This window comes from Corynebacterium suicordis DSM 45110 (genome assembly GCF_015351405.1).
Taxonomy (GTDB): Bacteria; Actinomycetota; Actinomycetes; order Mycobacteriales; family Mycobacteriaceae; genus Corynebacterium; species Corynebacterium suicordis.
Genome location: NZ_JADKMY010000001.1, coordinates 298,897 through 318,319 on the forward strand (window position 1 = coordinate 298,897; position 19,423 = coordinate 318,319).

At 59.4% G+C, this 19,423-nt stretch carries 15 protein-coding genes; 12 read left to right on the forward strand and 3 right to left on the reverse strand.

Annotation, left to right across the window (positions count from 1 at the left end):
• Positions 1–61 precede the first annotated feature (61 nt).
• Positions 62–1,486 (forward strand): dihydrolipoyl dehydrogenase, encoded by a 1,425-nt coding sequence (gene lpdA, locus IRY30_RS01425; RefSeq protein WP_194555626.1) that lies wholly within the window; start codon positions 62–64, stop codon positions 1,484–1,486.
• A 77-nt stretch (positions 1,487–1,563) separates the two neighbouring features.
• Here the strand turns inward: lpdA and ramB are convergent, their stop codons facing one another.
• The 3 genes from ramB to aceA all read right to left on the reverse strand — a co-directional run bounded on the left by ramB (position 1,564) and on the right by aceA (position 5,595).
• Complete coding sequence (gene ramB / locus IRY30_RS01430; RefSeq protein WP_194555627.1) at positions 1,564–3,042, reverse strand: acetate metabolism transcriptional regulator RamB; 1,479 nt, start codon at positions 3,040–3,042, stop codon at positions 1,564–1,566.
• Positions 3,043–3,059: 17 nt separating this feature from the next.
• On the reverse strand, positions 3,060–4,106 hold the full coding sequence (locus tag IRY30_RS01435; RefSeq protein ID WP_194555628.1) for a pirin family protein: 1,047 nt from the start codon (positions 4,104–4,106) through the stop codon (positions 3,060–3,062).
• 193 nt (positions 4,107–4,299) lie between these two features.
• Positions 4,300–5,595, reverse strand: a complete 1,296-nt coding sequence (gene aceA / locus IRY30_RS01440) for an isocitrate lyase (RefSeq protein WP_194555629.1) — start codon at positions 5,593–5,595, stop codon at positions 4,300–4,302.
• A 518-nt stretch (positions 5,596–6,113) separates the two neighbouring features.
• On the opposite strand from aceA, the gene IRY30_RS01445 reads away from it, so the two are divergent.
• The 11 genes from IRY30_RS01445 (at position 6,114) to IRY30_RS01495 (ending at position 19,409) form a co-directional block, all read left to right on the forward strand.
• Entirely contained in the window at positions 6,114–8,336 is a 2,223-nt protein-coding gene (locus IRY30_RS01445; RefSeq protein WP_194555630.1) for a malate synthase G, read from the forward strand.
• Between the two features lie 271 nt (positions 8,337–8,607).
• Complete coding sequence (locus IRY30_RS01450) at positions 8,608–9,357, forward strand: HAD family hydrolase (protein WP_194555631.1); 750 nt, start codon at positions 8,608–8,610, stop codon at positions 9,355–9,357.
• A 66-nt stretch (positions 9,358–9,423) separates the two neighbouring features.
• A complete protein-coding gene (locus tag IRY30_RS01455) occupies positions 9,424–12,054 on the forward strand; it encodes a glycoside hydrolase family 65 protein (protein ID WP_194555632.1) in 2,631 nt (876 codons plus the stop codon).
• Between the two features lie 244 nt (positions 12,055–12,298).
• Positions 12,299–13,087 (forward strand): succinate dehydrogenase cytochrome b subunit, encoded by a 789-nt coding sequence (locus IRY30_RS01460; protein ID WP_194555633.1) that lies wholly within the window; start codon positions 12,299–12,301, stop codon positions 13,085–13,087.
• Between the two features lie 25 nt (positions 13,088–13,112).
• The gene (locus tag IRY30_RS01465) at positions 13,113–15,146 is read left to right on the forward strand and encodes a fumarate reductase/succinate dehydrogenase flavoprotein subunit (RefSeq protein ID WP_194555634.1); all 2,034 of its coding nucleotides are present in this window, start codon (positions 13,113–13,115) and stop codon (positions 15,144–15,146) included.
• A complete protein-coding gene (locus IRY30_RS01470) occupies positions 15,146–15,895 on the forward strand; it encodes a succinate dehydrogenase/fumarate reductase iron-sulfur subunit (protein WP_194555635.1) in 750 nt (249 codons plus the stop codon). Before IRY30_RS01465 ends, IRY30_RS01470 begins: the two co-directional genes overlap by 1 nt.
• A 39-nt stretch (positions 15,896–15,934) precedes the next feature.
• Positions 15,935–16,255 (forward strand): hypothetical protein, encoded by a 321-nt coding sequence (locus IRY30_RS01475; protein WP_194555636.1) that lies wholly within the window; start codon positions 15,935–15,937, stop codon positions 16,253–16,255.
• 86 nt (positions 16,256–16,341) lie between these two features.
• The gene (locus tag IRY30_RS01480) at positions 16,342–17,394 is read left to right on the forward strand and encodes a magnesium and cobalt transport protein CorA (RefSeq protein WP_194555637.1); all 1,053 of its coding nucleotides are present in this window, start codon (positions 16,342–16,344) and stop codon (positions 17,392–17,394) included.
• 59 nt (positions 17,395–17,453) lie between these two features.
• A complete protein-coding gene (locus tag IRY30_RS01485; RefSeq protein WP_194555638.1) occupies positions 17,454–18,185 on the forward strand; it encodes an SDR family oxidoreductase in 732 nt (243 codons plus the stop codon).
• Between the two features lie 91 nt (positions 18,186–18,276).
• On the forward strand, positions 18,277–18,582 hold the full coding sequence (locus IRY30_RS01490) for an urease subunit gamma (protein ID WP_194555639.1): 306 nt from the start codon (positions 18,277–18,279) through the stop codon (positions 18,580–18,582).
• Positions 18,583–18,587: 5 nt separating this feature from the next.
• A complete protein-coding gene (locus IRY30_RS01495) occupies positions 18,588–19,409 on the forward strand; it encodes an urease accessory protein UreE (protein WP_194555640.1) in 822 nt (273 codons plus the stop codon).
• Positions 19,410–19,423 lie beyond the last annotated feature (14 nt).

Below are 19,423 nucleotides of genomic sequence, written 5' to 3' on the forward strand. Positions count from 1 at the left end.
TGTGCGGATGGGTACACCGGAGGCAAGACAGCCACGGGTCTAAGGCGTATCCTTGGACACCGTGGCTGAACATTATGATCTAGTAGTACTCGGTGCAGGTCCCGGTGGATACGTGGCAGCAATCCGCGCATCCCAGCTGGGCCTCAAGACCGCCGTTATCGAGAAGCAGTACTGGGGTGGTGTGTGCCTCAACGTTGGTTGTATCCCCTCTAAGGCACTGATCCGAAATGCGGAACTTTCGCACACCATCACTCGCGAGGCCAAGACATTCGGCATCACGGGTGACAACATTTCCATGGACTTCGGGGTGGCTCACCAGCGCTCCCGCAAGGTCTCTGAGGGCATCGTCAAGGGTGTCCATTACTTGATGAAGAAGAACAAGATCACGGAGATCAACGGCAAGGGATCCTTCAAGGATGCCAAGACCATTGAGGTTTCCGAGGGTGATGATGAAGGCAAGACCATCACCTTCGATAACTGCATCATCGCTACCGGTTCCGTGGTTCGTTCCATTCCTGGCGTGGAGCTGGGCGGCAACATCGTCTCCTACGAGGAGCAGATCCTCAACGTGGACAAGCCAAACTCCATGGTCATCATCGGTGCTGGTGCCATCGGCATGGAGTTCGCCTACGTTCTGGCGAACTTCGGCGTGGACATCACCATCGTCGAGTTCATGGACCGCGTTCTTCCCAATGAGGACAAGGACGTGTCCAAGGAGATCACCAAGCACTACAAGAAGCTTGGTGTGAAGCTCAAGACCGGTTACAAGACCACCGAGGTCCGTGACAATGGCGAGGGCAAGGGCGTTGAGGTGGACATCGAGTCCTCCGATGGCTCCAAGACCGAAACCATCAAGGCTGATCGCGTGATGGTCTCCATCGGCTTCGCCCCTCGCGTGGAGGGCTTTGGCCTGGAGAACACCGGCGTGAAGCTCACCGAGCGCGGTGCCATCGATATCGATGACCACATGCGCACCAACGTTGATGGCATCTACGCCATCGGCGATGTGACCGCGAAGCTCCAGCTGGCTCACGTGGCTGAGGCGCAGGGCGTGGTTGCCGCTGAGGTCATGGCTGGCGAAGAGACCCAGCTGCTCGGCGATTACAACAACATGCCGCGCGCCACTTTCTGCTCCCCACAGGTTGCTTCCTTCGGTTACACCGAGGAGCAGGCCAAGAAGCGCGCTGAGGAGCAGAGTCGCGAGATCAAGGTCTCCACCTTCCCATTCAGCGCCAACGGCAAGGCTGCCGGCCTGGGTCACGCAGTGGGCTTCGTGAAGCTCATTGCTGATGCGGAGTACGGCGAGCTCATCGGCGGACACCTGGTTGGTCCAGATGTTTCTGAGCTGCTGCCAGAGCTGACTTTGGCGCAGCGCTTCGACCTCACCGCTGGTGAGATCGGTCGCAACGTGCACACCCACCCAACGTTGTCCGAGGCGATGAAGGAAGCCGCCGAAGGCATCGAAGGCCACATGATCAACCTGTAGCCTTCACTTTTCCCGGGTCGTCCTGCTTCGTGCAGGGCGGCCTTTTTTATTTTTCGACGCCCACCTCTCCAGCCTCCTCAGTATGGCGAAATGGTGGAGCTGTGGGCATCCACGGTGAGCGGGCGGTGGATCGGTGGGAATGCGCGCTGCGGACAGCTATCCCTGGGGCACATCCGGCAGCCCGAGCCGATTGGGGTGGCGGCGCGAGGATCGGAGAGATCCAAGCCGTCCGAGTACACGGTGCGGGAAGCATGGCGCAGTTCGCAGCCCAGGCCAATGGCGAACATCTTGCCGGGCTGACCCCACTGGGAGCGATGGTGATTGACGGTGCGGGCGATCCACAGGTAGGTGCGGCCATCGGGCATCTGTGCCATCTGGCGCATGATCTTGCCCGGGTAGGAGAAGGTCTCATACACGTTCCACAGCGGGCAGGTGCCGCCGGAATTGGAGAGGTGCAGGCCGGAGGCGGATTGCCGCTTGGACATGTTGCCCGCGCGATCCACGCGCACGAAGGTGAACGGGATTCCGCGCAGGCTCGGCCGCTGGAGGGTGGAGAGGCGGTGACAGACGGTTTCATAGCCCACCCCGTAATCGCGCATGAGAAACTCAAGGTCATAGCGTGATTCTTCGGCCGAGGCGTGGAACAACGCGTAGGGGAGCAGGAGGGCTGCGGCCCAGTACGTGGCCAGTCCGCGGGATGCCAGCGCCTGGGAGCTCTCCGAGGTGAAATGCCCCAGTTCTACCAAGGAGGAGATGGTATCTCCGGCCTCCAGATAGGCCAGCTCCGTGGCCAGGCGGAAGGCAATCTGGCCCGGGCGCATTTTGGAGGAGACGAATATCTGCTGGGTGGCGGCGTCGAACTTATGTTGGGTGTCACCCATTTCCGGTGAATAGTTTACGGCGATGCCGTGTTGGCTGCGCAAGCGTTCCGCGATGATTTCCTCGGTGTGGCGGATCTGCTGGTTGCCCAGCTGCAGGGCGTGTGCCAGCTGCTCGGCCTGCTTATCCAGCACGTCAACGTAATTCTGGCGGGAGTAGAAGTAATCGCGCACCTCTTCATGCGGCATGCTGAAGACTTCCGGGCCAGAAGCTCGGCCGAAGAGCTCACCGCGGGGCGTGATCGAGAGCACCGCCGAGCCCTGGATGCGCTCCTCGGTGGCCAGGGTGAGTTTGTCCGAGACGTTGCGGTAGCGCGAGTGCATGTCCACCATCGCGCGGGCCACCGCGGGGTGATTGCGCACCAGGGAGGCCAATTCCACCACGTCCAGTGGAGAGGGGCAAATCTCCCGGTCCATCACCACATCCTGCAGTTCGGCCAGCAAGCGGGTGGAATCTCCGGCGGCAAAGAAGGTGGCGTCCACTCCGAAAGCCTCGGTGATCCGCTCCAAAACCTTGACGGTCAGGGGGCGAACATCGTGCTCGATCTGATTGACATAGCTCGCGGAAAGCTGCAAGGTCTGGGCCAGCTGAGCCTGCGAAATATCCCGCTCCTTGCGCAATTGGCGCAAGCGAGAACCCACGAAAGTGCGCTCGTTGGTGGCTGGCTCGGAATTCATGGGTTACAGACTATCTACTATTCGGGGCGCGCTTGGGGATCAGGGTTCTTGCGGGCCTTAATGATCCCGTTGGGGAGCGTGGGCGCGGGCAGCCAACTCATGCCATCCGCATTCTTATCCGGGCCACCATGGCCCACATAACCCTCGACGGTGCCGAACTGCTCCGTGCGTTCCTGCCACTGCTCGCGGAACTCGGCGATCTCCTCGCTGGTTCGACCCACGAAATTCCACCAGATCACGATCTCCTCGCCGAAGGGCTCACCACCGAGGAGCACGGCTCGGGCAGGCTGGTCCGAATCATTGCGCAGGTGGAGAACCTCTGCGCCCACCCCCGTGTAGCCGATTCCCGCGCGGGGAAGGGGCACGCCTTCGAGGTGAATGGAGCCGGTGTCGAGCAGCAAGCCATGCTCAAAGGAGGGATCGACGGGAAGTTCGATCTCCGCCCCGGGATCCAGGCGAATTTCCGCACCCAACAGCGGGGTGAATGTGGTGACTTCGCTGGTCGCGCCCGCGAGCGTCCCGAGGAAGACCAACGCAGAGCCGCCCTCCAATTCCGTGACGGGAGGAACGTAGTGCTCGAAGTTTCGTGGGGCCGAGGAGCGGGTGGAATCCGGGAGGGCAGCCCAGAGCTGCAGGCCGTGGAGCTCGGTGGTCTCCGCGGTGGAGGTTTCCGAATGGCAGATGCCGGTGCCGGCGGTCATGAGGTTGACCTCACCCGGGCGGACAATCCCGCGGTTTCCACCGGAATCGATGTGTTGGATCTGACCGGAGAAAAGCCAGCTCACGGTCTGCAATCCGGTGTGCGGGTGCGGGGCCACGTCCATGCCACCGGTGCGGGAGACATCGTCGGGGCCGTAGTGATCCGCGAAGCACCACGCACCGATGAGCGAGCGCTTGCGCTGTGGAAGGGTGCGGCGCACATTCATGGCGCGCGGTCCGCCCAGGGGCACCTCGCGGGCGGTGATGATCTCCACGGGAACGTAGTCTTGGCCAGCGCTTTCCGCATCGGCGCAGCCTGCGCTCTGGCACAACATTTCCGCCGGGTCGGTATCGGTATTGCTCATCAGCTCATTCTAGCCACTCATCCACTACCGACCGGCTAACTAGGTGGCATATCACCTATAAACACAAAAAAGTAGGACGAGCCCGAAAGCCCGTCCTACTGTTTGGGCAGTATCCGCTAGGAACCTGCTGTTATCCGGCTGTTGTCTTCATGCTGCGAAGAGCGGTGAAGAGTGAGCCGAGATAAGCAGCGGCTTAGTGGAACTGGCCCTCCTCGGTGGAGCCGCGCAGAGCGGTGGTGGAGGAGTTTGGATCCACGGTGGTAGCAACGCGGTCGAAGTAACCGGCGCCAACCTCGCGCTGGTGCTTCACAGCGGTGAAGCCGCGCTCGTCGGCAGCCTTGAACTCGCGGTTCTGCAGGTCCACGAATGCAGACATCTGGTTGCGGGCGTAGCCGTAAGCCAGGTCGAACATGCCGTAGTTGAGGGAGTGGAAGCCAGCCAGGGTGATGAACTGGAACTTGAAGCCCATTGCGCCCAACTCGTTCTGGAACTTGGCGATGGTGTCATCGTCCAGGTGTGCAGACCAGTTGAAGGAAGGGGAGCAGTTGTAGGCCAGCAGCTGGTCTGGGAACTCGGAGCGAACGGACTCAGCGAACTTCTTGGCGAGCTCGAGGTCAGGGGTTCCGGTCTCCATCCAGATGAGGTCGGCGTAAGGAGCGTAAGCCTTCGCACGTGCAATACAAGGCTCGATGCCGTTCTGCACGTTGTAGAAGCCCTCAGCGGTACGGCCGCCGGTCAGGAATGGCTTGTCGCGATCGTCAACGTCGGAGGTCAGCAGGGTTGCAGCCTCGGCATCGGTACGAGCGATAACCAGGGTTGGGGTGTTGGCAACGTCAGCAGCCAGGCGAGCAGAGTTCAGGGTACGAACGTGCTGCTGGGTTGGGATCAGAACCTTGCCACCAAGGTGTCCACACTTCTTCTCGGAAGCGAGCTGATCTTCCCAGTGGGAGCCAGCGGCGCCGGCCTTGATCATGGCCTTCTGCAGTTCGTAGACGTTCAGTGCGCCACCGAAGCCGGCTTCGCCGTCGGCCACGATTGGAACAACCCAGTTGTCCACGGAGGTGTCGCCCTCAACGCGAGCGATCTCATCAGCACGCATCAGAGCGTTGTTGATGCGCTGCACAACGTTAGGAACGGAGTTTGCTGGGTACAGGGACTGGTCTGGGTAGGTGTGACCGGAGAGGTTTGCATCACCAGCAACCTGCCAACCGGACAGGTAGACAGCCTTCAGGCCAGCGCGGACCTGCTGCACAGCCTGGTTACCGGTCAGTGCGCCCAGTGCGTTGATGTAAGAATCATCGCCCTTGGTGACACCTTCCCAGAGGATTTCAGCGCCACGACGAGCCAGGGTGTTCTCTTCGAGAACGGTGCCCTGCAGCTCCTCAACCTGTGCTGCGGTGTAATCGCGGGTGACGTTTGCCCAACGTGGGTTTTCGTCCCAATCCTTTTGGATTTCTGCAGCTGTACGTACCTTGCCAGTGTTACTCATCTGGAAATTCACTTCCTTAAAGAAGAATTTGTGCCTATCAGTTCAGTGCGTGATGCACTGTACGTGCACGACCAGCAGCCACCGTGATCATCGGATGCCCAACTGCTTCGTGCTTAAGACGTGAGCGAGACAATGTGCCGATGATAAGTGTGCTCTATGTCGCTATCTACCAAGATACCTGCCTAATTTCCCTCGTCAATCCTGTTAAATATTCAAATTCTGTGCGGGGGTGACCCATTATTTTGCAAAGTTTGCAAAGTTCGCTGGTGGCAGCATCGTTGCTGTTCATGTGCATAAGCCCGCTCTTTCAGTGATCTTGCAGGGCATTTTGTGAAAGTTGCACAGCCTAAGGTTGGCGTCGAAAAATAAGAAAAGATTGCCGGGTGTGGGGAGAAGGTTGGGTTATGTCCCCAAGTCGGGGGTGAGAAATTTTGGGGCTGCAAAGAATGGTGCACAGCGTGACCCTCGTCACCTAATGTGGGGATATAAGTACTCTTCCAAGAGATAGAGGTGTAGTCATGACTGAAAATCAAGCACAGAAGCGCATCGATGCTGGTGGCCTGCAGGTCTCCGAGACCCTATATAACTTCGTGAATAACGAAGTGCTGACCCGCATCGGTCGCGAAAGCGAAGACAAGCAGAAGGCTTTCTGGGACGGCTTCGGCAAAATTGTTGAGGAATTTACTCCCCGCAACCGCGAACTGCTGGCCAAGCGCGATGAGCTGCAGTCCAAGCTGGACGAGTGGTACTCCACCCACAAGGGTGAGCAGAACCCCGAGGAGTACACCGCGTTCCTGAAGGAGATCGGTTACCTGGTGGAAAACCCAGGTGACTTCGAGATCAACACGGAGAACATTGACTCCGAGATCTCCACCACCGCCGGCCCGCAGCTGGTGGTTCCCATCCTTAACGCCCGCTTTGCCCTCAACGCGGCCAACGCTCGCTGGGGTTCTTTGTACGACGCCCTCTACGGCACCAACGCCATCTCCGAAGAAAACGGAGCGGAAAAGGGCAAGGGATACAACAAGGTCCGTGGCGACAAGGTCATCGAATGGGGACGCGAGTTCCTCGACCGCTCCGTGCCACTGGAATCCGGCTCCCACAAGGACGTGACCGAGTACTCCATCGCTTCCGGCCAGTTCACCGCCACGATCGATGGCAACGAAGTTCGCCTGCAGGAGCCAGAGGCATACGTTGGCTTCTCCGGTAACAAGGACAAGCCAGAGGGCATCCTGCTGCGCAAGAACGGCATGCACCTGAACATTCAGATTGATCCTGAATCTCCAGTGGGCAGCACCGACATGGCTGGCGTGAAGGACATCGAGCTGGAGTCCGCCATCTCCACCATCATGGACTTCGAAGACTCCGTGGCCGCAGTGGACGCCACCGACAAGACCCTGGGCTACACCAACTGGCTGGGCCTGAACACCGGCGAGCTGTCCGAAGAGGTGCAGAAGGGTGACAAGACCTTCACCCGTACCCTGAACGCGGACCGCACCTTCACCGGTCGTGATGGCTCCGAGATCCGCCTGCACGGCCGCTCCCTGTTGTTCGTGCGCAACGTGGGTCACCTCATGCAGAACCCAGCGATCCTGGATCAGCAGGGTGAGGAAATCTTCGAGGGCATCCTGGACGGTGTGATCACCGCTGCTGCCGCTATCCCTGGCCTGGATGAGAACAACTCCCTGCGCAACTCTCGCAAGGGCTCCATCTACATCGTGAAGCCAAAGCAGCACGGACCGGAAGAAGTGGCGTTCACCAACGACCTCTTCGCCGCTATCGAAGACCTGCTGGAGCTGCCACGCTTCACCCTGAAGGTGGGTGTGATGGACGAAGAGCGCCGCACCTCCGCCAACCTGGATGCCTGCATCGCTGCCGTGAAGGACCGCCTGGCGTTCATCAACACCGGCTTCCTCGACCGCACCGGCGACGAGATCCACACCTCCATGGTTGCCGGCCCAATGATCCGCAAGGGCGAGATGAAGACCGCTCCTTGGATGCTGGGTTACGAAGATCAGAACGTGGATGCCGGACTGGCTCACGGTCTGCCCGGTAAGGCGCAGATCGGTAAGGGAATGTGGGCAAAGACCGAGCTCATGGCGGAAATGCTGGAAGAGAAGATCGGTCAGCCTAAGCAGGGCGCATCCACTGCATGGGTTCCTTCCCCAACCGGTGCTTCCCTGCACGCCACGCACTACCACGAAGTAGATGTGTTCGCGGAGCAGGAGAAGCTGCGCACCGAAGGCCGCCGCGATACCCTCGGCAAGATCCTCACCGTGCCAGTGGCCGGCCCCGCTAACGGCGAGGGCAACGCCACCTGGTCTGCTGAAGAGATCAAGGAAGAAGTGGACAACAACTGCCAGTCCATCTTGGGTTACGTGGTCCGCTGGGTTGAGCAGGGCGTGGGTTGTTCCAAGGTGCCGGATATCCACGATATCGACCTCATGGAAGACCGCGCTACGCTGCGCATTTCCTCCCAGCTGCTCACCAACTGGCTCAAGCACGGTGTGGTGACCGAGGAGCAGATCCTCGAGTCCCTGCAGCGCATGGCCGCCAAGGTTGACGGACAGAACGAAGGCGATGCTGCGTACCGCAACATGGCGCCAAACTTCGATGAGTCCGTGGCTTTCCAGGCTGCCAAGGACTTGATCCTGAAGGGCCAGGAGCAGCCATCCGGTTACACCGAGCCGATCCTGCACGCGCGTCGTCGCGAGTTCAAGGAAAAGAACGGCATCGCCTAAGCGCTGCTGACTTCTTGAGGTTCTAGTTTCTGGAGACAGTTTCTAGAGGCCGTTTCTAGAGATAAAGGCACGTTCCCCGCAGTGGTGGGGGACGTGCCTTTTGTCATTCCTGGTGGCTTTTCCCATCAGACATTCCAAGTAGCCCGCGCGCACCCCAAGTAGTGCTGCCCGGCCGGAAAACGCGCGCGCCGTTAACATAGAACCCGGTTGATTTATGGGTAGTACAGGCGAATATGAAACGAACCCCTCCGTGGGAAGGAATCCAAGGATCATGGCTCAGCTTGAGAAGGCATTGTTTAGCTACCGCGCGCTCTTGTTCGATCTCGATGGGGTGATCACCCCCACCGCCAAACTCCACCGCGAGGCCTGGAGTAGGATGTTCACCGCGTTCTTGGAAGCGCACCAGGCTGCGCCCTACACGGAGCAGGATTATTTCGATTACCTCGATGGACGCCGCCGGGATGAGGGCGTGGCAGCACTCCTCGCCAGCCGCAACATCACCTTGGAGCCAGGTACCACGGAGGACACCGCGGAGCTGGATACCGTGCACGGTCTGGGTGCGCGCAAGAACCAGGATTTCCTGCAGCTCGTGGAAGAAGGCGTGGTGGCCTATCCCGCTTCCGTGAAGTTGCTGGATAAGTGGCAGGAATTGCAGGCTGCGGGGGAAGAGGTGCCACGGATGGCTATCGTGAGTTCCTCAAAGAACGCCAAGCCAGTCCTTGAGGCTGCCGGGTTGCTGGATCGCTTTGAGCTGGTGGTGGATGGGCTGGTGGCCCATGAGCTGGACCTGCCCGGAAAGCCCGCGCCGGATACCTACCTTTACGCCGCAGAACAGTTGGGCGTGAGCGCTGCAGATGCCGTGGTGCTGGAAGATGCCACCAGCGGAGTGGCCAGCGGACGCGCCGGAAACTTCGGGCTGGTGGTGGGTGTGGATCGTGGCACCGGTGTGAAGGCTTTGGAAGAAGCGGGTGCGGATATAGTGGTGTCCGAATTGGACGAGCTCATTGAGGACCTAACTTAACCGCCAGTGCTGTTGTTCAAGCTGTACTGCTTTTCCCATTTTCTACCTCGTTGAAGGAACACGGCAATGTCATTGACAGATGGTTCACGGTCCCAGCTGGAGGCGTTTCTCAAGAAGCGTCGCGAAGGCAAAATTCATGGGCCGTACCGCCCCATCAACGGCGGCAACCTGGCGGATGAAGATTTCCGCGCTGACCGCAAGCACCACCATGTGGATCCTTTCGCCATGATTGACCGGCAGAACAACCCGGTGGATGAGTGGGCGCTGGTGGAAACCCGCCCCAACCGCATGCACCTGGGTGTTTCGGAGACTCTGTTCGCCCTGTCCAATGGCTACATGGGCCTGCGTGGCAACCCGGAGGAAGGCCGGGATTCCTCAGCTCATGGCACGTTCATCAACGGGGTGCATGAAACCTGGGATATCGAGCACGCCGAGGACGCCTATGGCCTGGCCCGCGCCGGGCAGGGGATCGTCAGCGTTCCTGATGCCAAGGCCATGCGCCTGTACATCGATGACGAGCCTTTGCGTCTGGGTAATGCCGAGGTTGAGGATTACAGGCGCAGCCTCGATTTCCGCGAGGGAGTGCTGCGCCGTTCAATGATCTGGCGCACCCCGGCGGGCAAGCGCGTGCGTGTCACCTCCGAGCGCATGGTCAGCTTCCAGGAACGCCACCTGGCCATCATGAGCCTGGAGGTGGAACTGCTAGATGATGATGCCGCCGTGGTCATCAGCTCCCAGCTGCTCAACCGCGAAGATGGCGAGGGAGAATTCCCGGACAACAATGCGCGGGAAGCCAACGAAGAGGCCTTTGATCCCCGCCGCGGCGAGGAGTTCGTGGAGCGGGTATTCATCCCGAAGTACCAATCCCAGCCCGAGCCAGAGCGTGCCACCCTGGGCTTCCAGATCAACCACTCCGGGATCACCGTGGCAGCCTCCATGGATCACGTGCTGGATATCTCCAACGCGCAATCGGCCGAGGACGTGGGCCTGGAAGTCTCCACTCATGTGGAAGAAGACGTGGCCAGCGTGACCTACCATGTCAACGGAAAAAAGGGCCTCAAGCTGCGACTAGAGAAGTTCGTGAGCTACCACTCTTCCCGCCACGTGGCCCCGCAGGAATTGGCGTTCCGCTGTGCCCGCACCCTCAACCGCGCCAAGTCGGTGGGCTTCCACAATTTGTTGGTTAACCAGGCGGAATGGCTGGCGCGCTTTTGGGAGCGGTCCGACGTCAAAATCACCGGCCAGCCACAAGTCCAACAAGCCGTGCGCTGGAATCTCTTCCAGCTGATTCAGGCCTCCGCCCGCGCGGAGACCAGCGGCATTCCCGCCAAGGGCATGACCGGAGCGGGTTATGGCGGGCATTACTTCTGGGACACGGAAGTCTACGTACTGCCGTTCCTGAGTTACACCAATCCCGTGTTTGCGCGTAACGCGCTGCGTTTCCGTTACGACATGCTGCCGGCTGCCAAGCAGCGAGCTCTGGAGCTTTCCCACGATGGTGTGCTGTTCCCGTGGCGCACCATCAATGGGCAGGAATCCAGCGCCTACTATGCGGCGGGTACTGCCCAGTATCACATCGATGCAGACATCGCCTTTGCCCTGATGAAGTACGTCCACGCGACGGGTGACACCGATTTCCTCCTGGACCAGGGCATCCACATTCTGGTGGGTACGGCCCGGTTCTGGATGTCCCTCGGGTTCTTCAACAAGGCCGGGGATCGGTTCGAAATCCACTCCGTCACCGGGCCAGATGAGTACACCACGGTGGTGAACAACAACCTGTTTACCAATGTCATGGCGCAGTACAACCTGCGCGTGGCCGCGCGGGTCGTCCAGCAGATGCAGGTAGACCGCCCGGAGGTATATGAGGAACTTCTCCGTGAATCAGAGATCACCGAGCGCGAGCTGGAACTGTGGTTGACCGCAGCCAAGTGCATGTACATTCCGCTCAACGAAGAGCTGGGGATGAACCCGCAGGATGATCAGTTCCTGCAGCGCGAGGTATGGAACTTGGATGATCCGGATTCCGATCCGAAGCGCCCCCTGCTCCTGCACTACCACCCGCTGACCATCTACCGGTACCAGGTGGTGAAGCAGGCCGATGTGGTCTTGGCGCTCTTCCTGCAGGGTCAAGCGTTCAGCACAGAGCACAAGCGTGCCGATTATGACTACTATGACCGCCTCACCACGGGAGACTCCACGTTGTCCGCAGTAGTGCAGGCCATCATGGCAGCTGAGCTGGGTTATCGCGAGAAGGCGGAGAGCTTCTTCTACCGCGGGCTGTTCGTGGACCTGGCTAACTTGCACGGTAACGCCAAGGATGGCGTGCACATCGCGTCCTGCGGTGGCGTGTGGTCCGCATTGACGTGTGGCTTCGGCGGTTTCCGCGATTACAACGGCCATTTCTCCATCAGCCCTCGTTTGCCGGAGGAGTGGGAAGGTCTGGAATACAACCTGACTATTCGTGGCGCTCGGTTGAATGTGAAGGTGCGGCCGGACGGCGTCGAATTAAAGGTGACCGATGGCGAGGGTGAAGTTGGCCCGATCTGGGTGATGGGCCACAGCGTCACCGTGGGTCGAGAGCCGGTCTTCGTGGAGGGCGATACATTGCTCACCGACGACTCTGCGGATTCCACCCGGGCGCATGATCGGGCAATCGCGGAAGACACCCGCTCTTATTCTGCGTTGTTTGATTAGTCGCCCGACTAGTTCGCACCCCGCGGCCGTCTCACAAACACCCACCAGCCGGCCCGCGCGAAAGCGCCTCTATTACGCAACGTGCATATTGCGGAAATAGGCCATGTCAAGTGTGAAAACGTACAAATTGCAGCCATTGCGCCAAAACTCCCCCTTATCGGGGTGTGCACGCGCAAAGTTCACCCGGGTGAACTAGTGGGGCACGGTGTCCAGCACTTAAAGTAACGGAGACACTGGAGGTGCCATGACTGTTAAATTTGACGACCGTGAGGCAATTTCTCACGGAATGATTCGTACTAAGCCGCTGCGCAAGAAGCCCGGCTTCCCAACTTGGGCAATGAAGCTGACGATGGCTGTGACTGGCATCATCTTCGGCCTCTACGTTCTCGTACATATGCTCGGCAACTTGAAGATCTATGCCGGCGCAGAATCCTTTAATACTTACGCCGATTTCCTCCGCGAATTCGGCTACCCACTGCTGCCACACGAGAGCTTCCTGTGGATCGCGCGCATCGTGCTGCTGATCTGCCTGGTTCTGCACGTGTCGTGCGGAATCTCCCTGGTGGGCCGCTCTCACCAGTCCCGCGGACGCTTCAAGCGCAAGAATATGGTGAGCAGCTGGAACACCTTTACTGCTCGCACGATGATCGTCACCGGCGTTGTGCTGCTGCTGTTCATTATCTTCCACATCCTGGATCTCACCCTCGGTGTGAGCCCAGCGGCGTCGGAAAACTTCCAAGGCGTAGTGGATGGCAATCACGCTGCATACCAGAACCTGGTGGAGTCCTTCTCCCGCCCAGTTGTAGCAATCTTCTACATCCTGGCCATGGTCATTCTGTTCATGCACCTGTCCCACGGCATCTGGCTGGCTTCCTCTGACCTCGGTATCACCGGTCACCGGACCCGTCAGGTCGTTCTCTGGATCTCGTACCTCCTGCCAGCCATCATCATGATCGGCAACATCTCTATCCCATTGGCCGTCATGCTCGGCTGGATTGATCAAGTGCCGTTCAACCCTGGCGCAGGCCACTAATCCGCGAGTCTGAAGGAGAATAAATATGAGCGTTATTAATAACCATCCGCACAATCAGACCGCGGACTTCAACTACGACGATGCCGTGGCTGCGTTTTCCGCACCACAGTCCAGCGTCTCCGGAGTATCCGTGGGCACCGTCCTCAAGGACAACGCCCCACACGAGGTTTCCCAGGACAAGCAGTGGCAGTATGCCAAAGAGCACTTTGGCATGGTGTCCCCGCTGAACCGTTCCAAGTTCACCATCCTCATCGTGGGCACCGGCTTGGCCGGCGGCGCTGCAGCTGCGGCTTTGGGTGAGTTGGGTTACGACGTCAAGGTCTTCACCTACCATGATTCCCCTCGTCGCGCGCACTCAATCGCTGCTCAGGGTGGCGTGAACTCTTCCCGTGGCAAGAAGCTGGATAACGACTCCACTTACCTGCACGCGAAGGACACCGTCAAGGGTGGCGACTACCGCTGCCGCGAGAACGACTGCTGGCGTCTGGCCATGGAGTCCGCCAAGGTGATCGACCACATGAACGCTGTGGGCGCACCATTCTCCCGTGAGTACGGCGGAACCCTGGCAACCCGTTCCTTCGGTGGTGTGCAGGTATCCCGTACCTACTACACCCGTGGACAAACCGGTCAGCAGCTGCAGCTGGCCACGACCTCTGCTCTGTACCGTCAGATCGGTGCAGGCAATGTGGAGATCTTCACCCACTCTGATCTCGTGGATCTGGTGGTAACCGAGGGTCGCTGTGAGGGCATCGTCACCCGCAACCTGATCACCGGTGAACTCACCGTTCACACCGGCCACGCCACCGTGCTGGCCACCGGCGGTTACGGCAACGTGTACCACATGTCCACGCTGGCCAAGAACTCCAATGCATCCGCCATCATGCGTGCATACGAGCTGGGCGCCTTCATGGCATCTCCTTCTTTCGTGCAGTTCCACCCCACCGGTCTTCCGGTGAACTCCACCTGGCAGTCCAAGACCATTCTGATGTCTGAGTCTCTGCGTAACGATGGACGTATCTGGACTCCGAAGCAGAAGGACGATCAGCGCGATCCCAACACCATTCCGGAAGAGGAGCGCGACTACTTCTTGGAGCGTCGCTACCCAGCCTTCGGTAACTTGGTGCCTCGCGATATCGCTTCCCGTGCCAACGCTCAGCAGATCAACGCTGGCTACGGCGTGGGCCCAATGAAGAACTCCGTGTACCTGGACTTGGGCGATGCAATCAACCGCCTGGGCAAGGACACCATCCGCGAGCGCTACTCCAACCTCATTCAGATGTACGAAGAGGCAATTGGTGAGTCTGCGTACGAAACCCCCATGCGTATTGCACCAACGTGCCACTACACCATGGGCGGCCTGTGGACCGACTTCAACGAGATGACCTCTATTCAGGGTCTGTTCTGCTCCGGCGAGTCCTCCTGGATGTACCACGGTGCAAACCGCCTGGGTGCTAACTCCCTGCTGTCCTCCTCCGTGGAAGGCTGGTTCACCCTGCCCTTCACCATCCCGAACTACCTGGCTCCAATGCTGGGTGACAAGATCGCGGATGTGGATTCCCCAGCAGCTCAGGAAGCCCTGGCTCGTGCGAAGTCCCGTTTCGATCGCATCATGAACATCAAGGGAACCGACCCACACGGTCCCGAGTACTACCACCGCCAGCTCGGCGAGATCCTGTACTTCTCCTGTGGTGTGTCCCGCAATGTCAAGGACATGCAGGAGGGCATCGATAAGATCCGCGCCCTGCGCGAGGACTTCTGGAACAACGTCCAGATCCCAGGTGATGCCGACTACATGAACCAGACCCTGGAGTACGCCACCCGCGTGGCTGACTACCTGGACCTGGGCGAGCTGATGTGCGTGGATGCACTGGACCGCGATGAGTCCTGTGGTGCCCACTACCGCGATGACCACCTCTCTGAAGATGGCGAAGCTGAGCGCGATGATGACAACTGGTGCTTCGTCTCCGCATGGGAGCCAGCCGGCGAGAACAAGTTCATCCGCCACGCTGAGCCCCTGTACTTCGACAAGATCCCGCTCATGACAAGGAATTACAAGTAATGAAACTGCATCTTGAAATCTGGCGTCAGGCGGGACCACACGCCGAAGGCCACTTTGAGTCCATTGACGTTGACGACGCAGAACCACAGATGTCCATCCTGGAACTGCTGGATCACGTCAACAACCGCAACATCGAGGCTGGCAAGGAAGCGTTCGCTTTCGCTTCTGACTGCCGCGAAGGCATCTGTGGCACCTGTGGCCTGATGGTCAACGACCGTCCCCACGGCCCAGACAAGAACAAGCCTGCGTGTCAGCAGCGTCTGCTCTCCTTCAAGGATGGCGACACCCTGAAGCTGGAGCCAATGCGTTCCGCTGCCTACCCAGTGATCCGGGACATGGTCGTGGACCGTTCCGCTCTGGACCGCGTGATGGAAAAGGGTGGCTTCATCACCGTTGCAGCAGGCACCGCACCTGATGCGGACTCCCTGTTGGTGAACCACGCTGATGCCGAGAAGGCACTGGATCACGCAGCCTGCATCGGCTGTGGCGCATGTGTGGCAGCGTGCCCTAACGGCGCTGCACACCTGTTCACCGGCGCGAAGCTGGTTCACCTGACCCTGTCCCCACTGGGCCGGGAAGAACGCAGCCGTCGTGCTACCAAGATGGTGGATGAGCTCGAGGAAAACTTCGGCCCATGTTCCCTGTTTGGTGAGTGTGCTGATGTGTGTCCTGCTGGAATCCCGCTGACCGCTGTGGCTGCAATCACAAAGGAACGCACCCGTGCCGCTTTCCGCGGCAAGGATGACTAAAGTGTTGAAGTAGACGCTGAAAGAAAGTAGGAGAACTTCATGCCTATCCCCAAGGAACTCCAGGTAGACCACCTCTACCGCGAGGGATACATCCCGTCCAGCTACGATGCGCCGCACTCTTCTCTGCAGCGCAGCCTCACCTGGATCGCCATGGGCTGCATTCTGGCCTCCATGGCCGGGTTTGGCACCATGACCTGGGGATTGTCCTCCTATGTTCATGATGCCCGTGCGGATGCAGCTGCATTCGCCATTGGTGGTGCCATCCTCGGATTCGGTCTGCTCTTCACCGGTTTCATCTTGGTTCACGTGGGACGCAAGAACTACCGTGATTACAAAGCGCGCACCGGCCGCTACATCTAAGCATCACTGAGATTTCCACCGCCTTCCGCATTGCCGCGGGGGCGGTGGTTTTTCCATTCCTAGAACACCCCCTCGTGAAGGATTCCATGAACGCAGCGTCTCAACCCACGGTTCGTTTCACTCGCTACCTCGATTGCGGCCACCCGGTGAAATCCCCGGATGCTAACTCCGCACCCTCCTTGGCAGAGGATGCACAGTTCATGCGCGAGAACCCCCAGCACACGCTGTTGAACGTGTACCCGACCCCCACCGCCTCCGATATTGAGCAGCTGGGACAGGCCCGTGGGCTCCACCCGCTGCTGGTGGAGGATCTCTTACAGGGTGAGCAGCGCCCGAAGCTGGAAATCTATGATGACGTGGTCTTCCTGGTTCTGCGCTCAACGCGCTATTTGGATGCCTCCGAGGAGGTGGAGTTCTCCGAGTTTCACGTGGTGCTCACTCCGCAGTCGGTGGATATCTTCTGCCAGGATGACAGGTGGATTGACGGCCGGGGTGGCGTCGATAAGAATGGCCGGCTTTCCAACGAAGAGGAATGGGAGGCGGTGCTCCTGGGCCACAACGATGCCCTCGACCTGCGGCCCGGGGTGATTGTTTATCGTTTTCTCGACGCCATCGTTGACTCTTACCTGCCGGTGTTGCGGGGCATCGCGGTGGATAAGGAACAGATTGAGCGGCAAGTCTTTTCCGGTGATCAGGCCGTGGCGCGAAGGATCTACCGGTTGAGCCAGGAGATCATCGACATGCAGCACGCCACCACGCCTGCCATGGAGGTGATGGAGGCGTTGCGTCGGGAAATGGAGCGGCGGGGGATGTCCTCCCAGCTCAAGGCATACCTGGACGATGCGACTGACCACCTCACATTCGCGAATAATCAGGTGCTGGAGTTTCGGGCAGCGATGTCGCAGATCCTGGACGTGAACGCCACGCTGGTGACCGAGCGGCAGAACGAGGACATGAAGAAAATCTCCGGGTGGGCGGCGATCCTCTTCGCGCCTACGCTGGTGGCGGCCATTTACGGCATGAACTTTGACGTGATGCCGGAGCTGCATTGGGTGCTGGGTTACCCCATGGCACTGTGCCTGATGGCGATGTGTGGGGTGGGATTGCGTCTGTTGTTCAAGTACAACCGCTGGATGTAGCGGAGAGTAAACTCGGCGACCGCAGGTTATCCATCACGATGAGAAAGTTGCGGGAAACCATGAAGATTGCTGTCATCGGCGCCACGGGCACGGTAGGAAAACCACTGGTCAAGCAGCTGCGGGAAGCTGGGCATGACGTGGCCGAGCTCTCCCGATCCACCGGGGTGGACCTCACCACCGGCGAAGGGCTGCGCGATGGGCTGGCCGGGGCGGATGTGTGCGTGGATGTATCTATGCCGATGCCAGCCGAGGGTGAAGACCTGGTCAAGGCCTCCGTGGCCGCTAGTGAGCGTCTGCTGGCTGCGGTGGAAGCCGAGGGTGTGGAGCGCGTGGTATTCCTCTCCATCACCAACTTGGACAACCCGCGGGTGGCGGAATTCGAGTACTACCAAGCCAAGGTTTCCCAGGAAGAGACGCTGCGGGAGAGCTCCGTGCCCACCTCTGTGGTGCACTCCGCGCAGTGGATGGAATTTGCCCTGAACCCAGCCGCGGTGGAAGAAACCGATGATGAAGTGCGCGTTCAGGACTGGTTGATCCAGCCAGTGGCCGCCGAAGAAGTGGCCCGGGTGTTGGCCGAGGTAGCAGTTACTCCAGGTCACCGGGTCATCGCGGGGTCGGAGCAGATCCGCCTCCCTGACCTGACGCGCAAGGTGCTGGCAGCCAAGGGTGATGGGCGCCCGGTGAAGGTGGTTCCCCCAGCGCTGCCTGCGTTCGGGGATGGAAGCCTGGTTGCTCCCGAAGGTGCAGAGGTGGCTGGTCCAACCCCGGAGGAAGGGGTTAGTACTTTCTAAAGAGAAAGTTCACATGCCGGTAACACGGGTTGGCGGCGGGCAGGCATACACTGAATGTCTAATAGTTCTTTGTTGAACCTTGGAGGTTCCCATGTCTCTAACCCCTCGTGAGCTGGACAAGCTATACATATTCACGATGGCAGAGGTGAGCCGACGGCGGAAAGACCGTGGCCTCAAGCTCAACGTTCCGGAATCCACAGCGCTAATCTCCGAGGCATGCATCGAGGCAGCTCGCGATGGAAAATCCGTGGCAGATGTTATGGAGCTTGGCTCCCAGGTGCTGGGTCCCGATGACGTGATGGACGGAGTACGGGAACGCCTGAGCCTGCTTCAGGTGGAAGCAACCTTCCCGGATGGGACCAAGCTGATCAGCGTGCACGATCCGATCGGTGTGTGAGAACCATGGTGGAGAACGCAGCAGCGGGTAATCAAGTCATTGTGTACGCCACGGCAGAGGCACCGCAGCGGCGGAAACTCGCTGAACTGTGCGGATACAAAGTTGTCAGTGGCGCCCGCGAAACCGCGGAGCTGATTGAAAGCTCGGAGGCGGAGCAAATTGTCTTCGTGCCCGCGAGCACCGGCCGGGATCTCACCGCAGTCACTCAATTGGCGCAGACTTTGACATGGTTGAAGTCAAAGAAAGTGGTGCCTGAGCTGGTGTTGAGCGCGCCGATGTTCAATGACACCTACACCATTGCGTATTTGCGTAAGCAGATTCGCCAGGCCGCAGATCGCGGTAATGACGCGATTCTCTTTGTGGCTCAAGCCGTGGATCCCTTTGCTAATGCGGAATTGTTCCGGCGCGTTCGGTTGGCCGAACAGTACTCCGAAAAGATCCAGGTCTCTTTGTGTTTCGACGCCACCCTCCCCACCAAGGCTGATGTTTTTCCCACTGCGGAGACAGCTTTGGGCAGGCTGAAGAAGCTCGGTGCCGAGAGCATCGCGCTGGTACGCGCGGACTTGGGACTGTGGGTGGATGACGTGCAGAAGTTTGATCTTTGCGGCTCGCGCGGAATGCGCACTGCCATCCAACTCTCCGCTCATAATGCGCAACACGCAGCGTCCCACGGCGATGATGGACTAGCTGCGGGTTTGCTGGCCGATCACGCGGCTGGATTTGCTCACTCCCATGGGGATGAAGACGAGCATTCGCATTCTCACGGTCACACGCATGTGCACGGCCACGCTCATTCTCACCCGCATACCCACTCCCACACTCACTAGAAAAACAGGTTCAC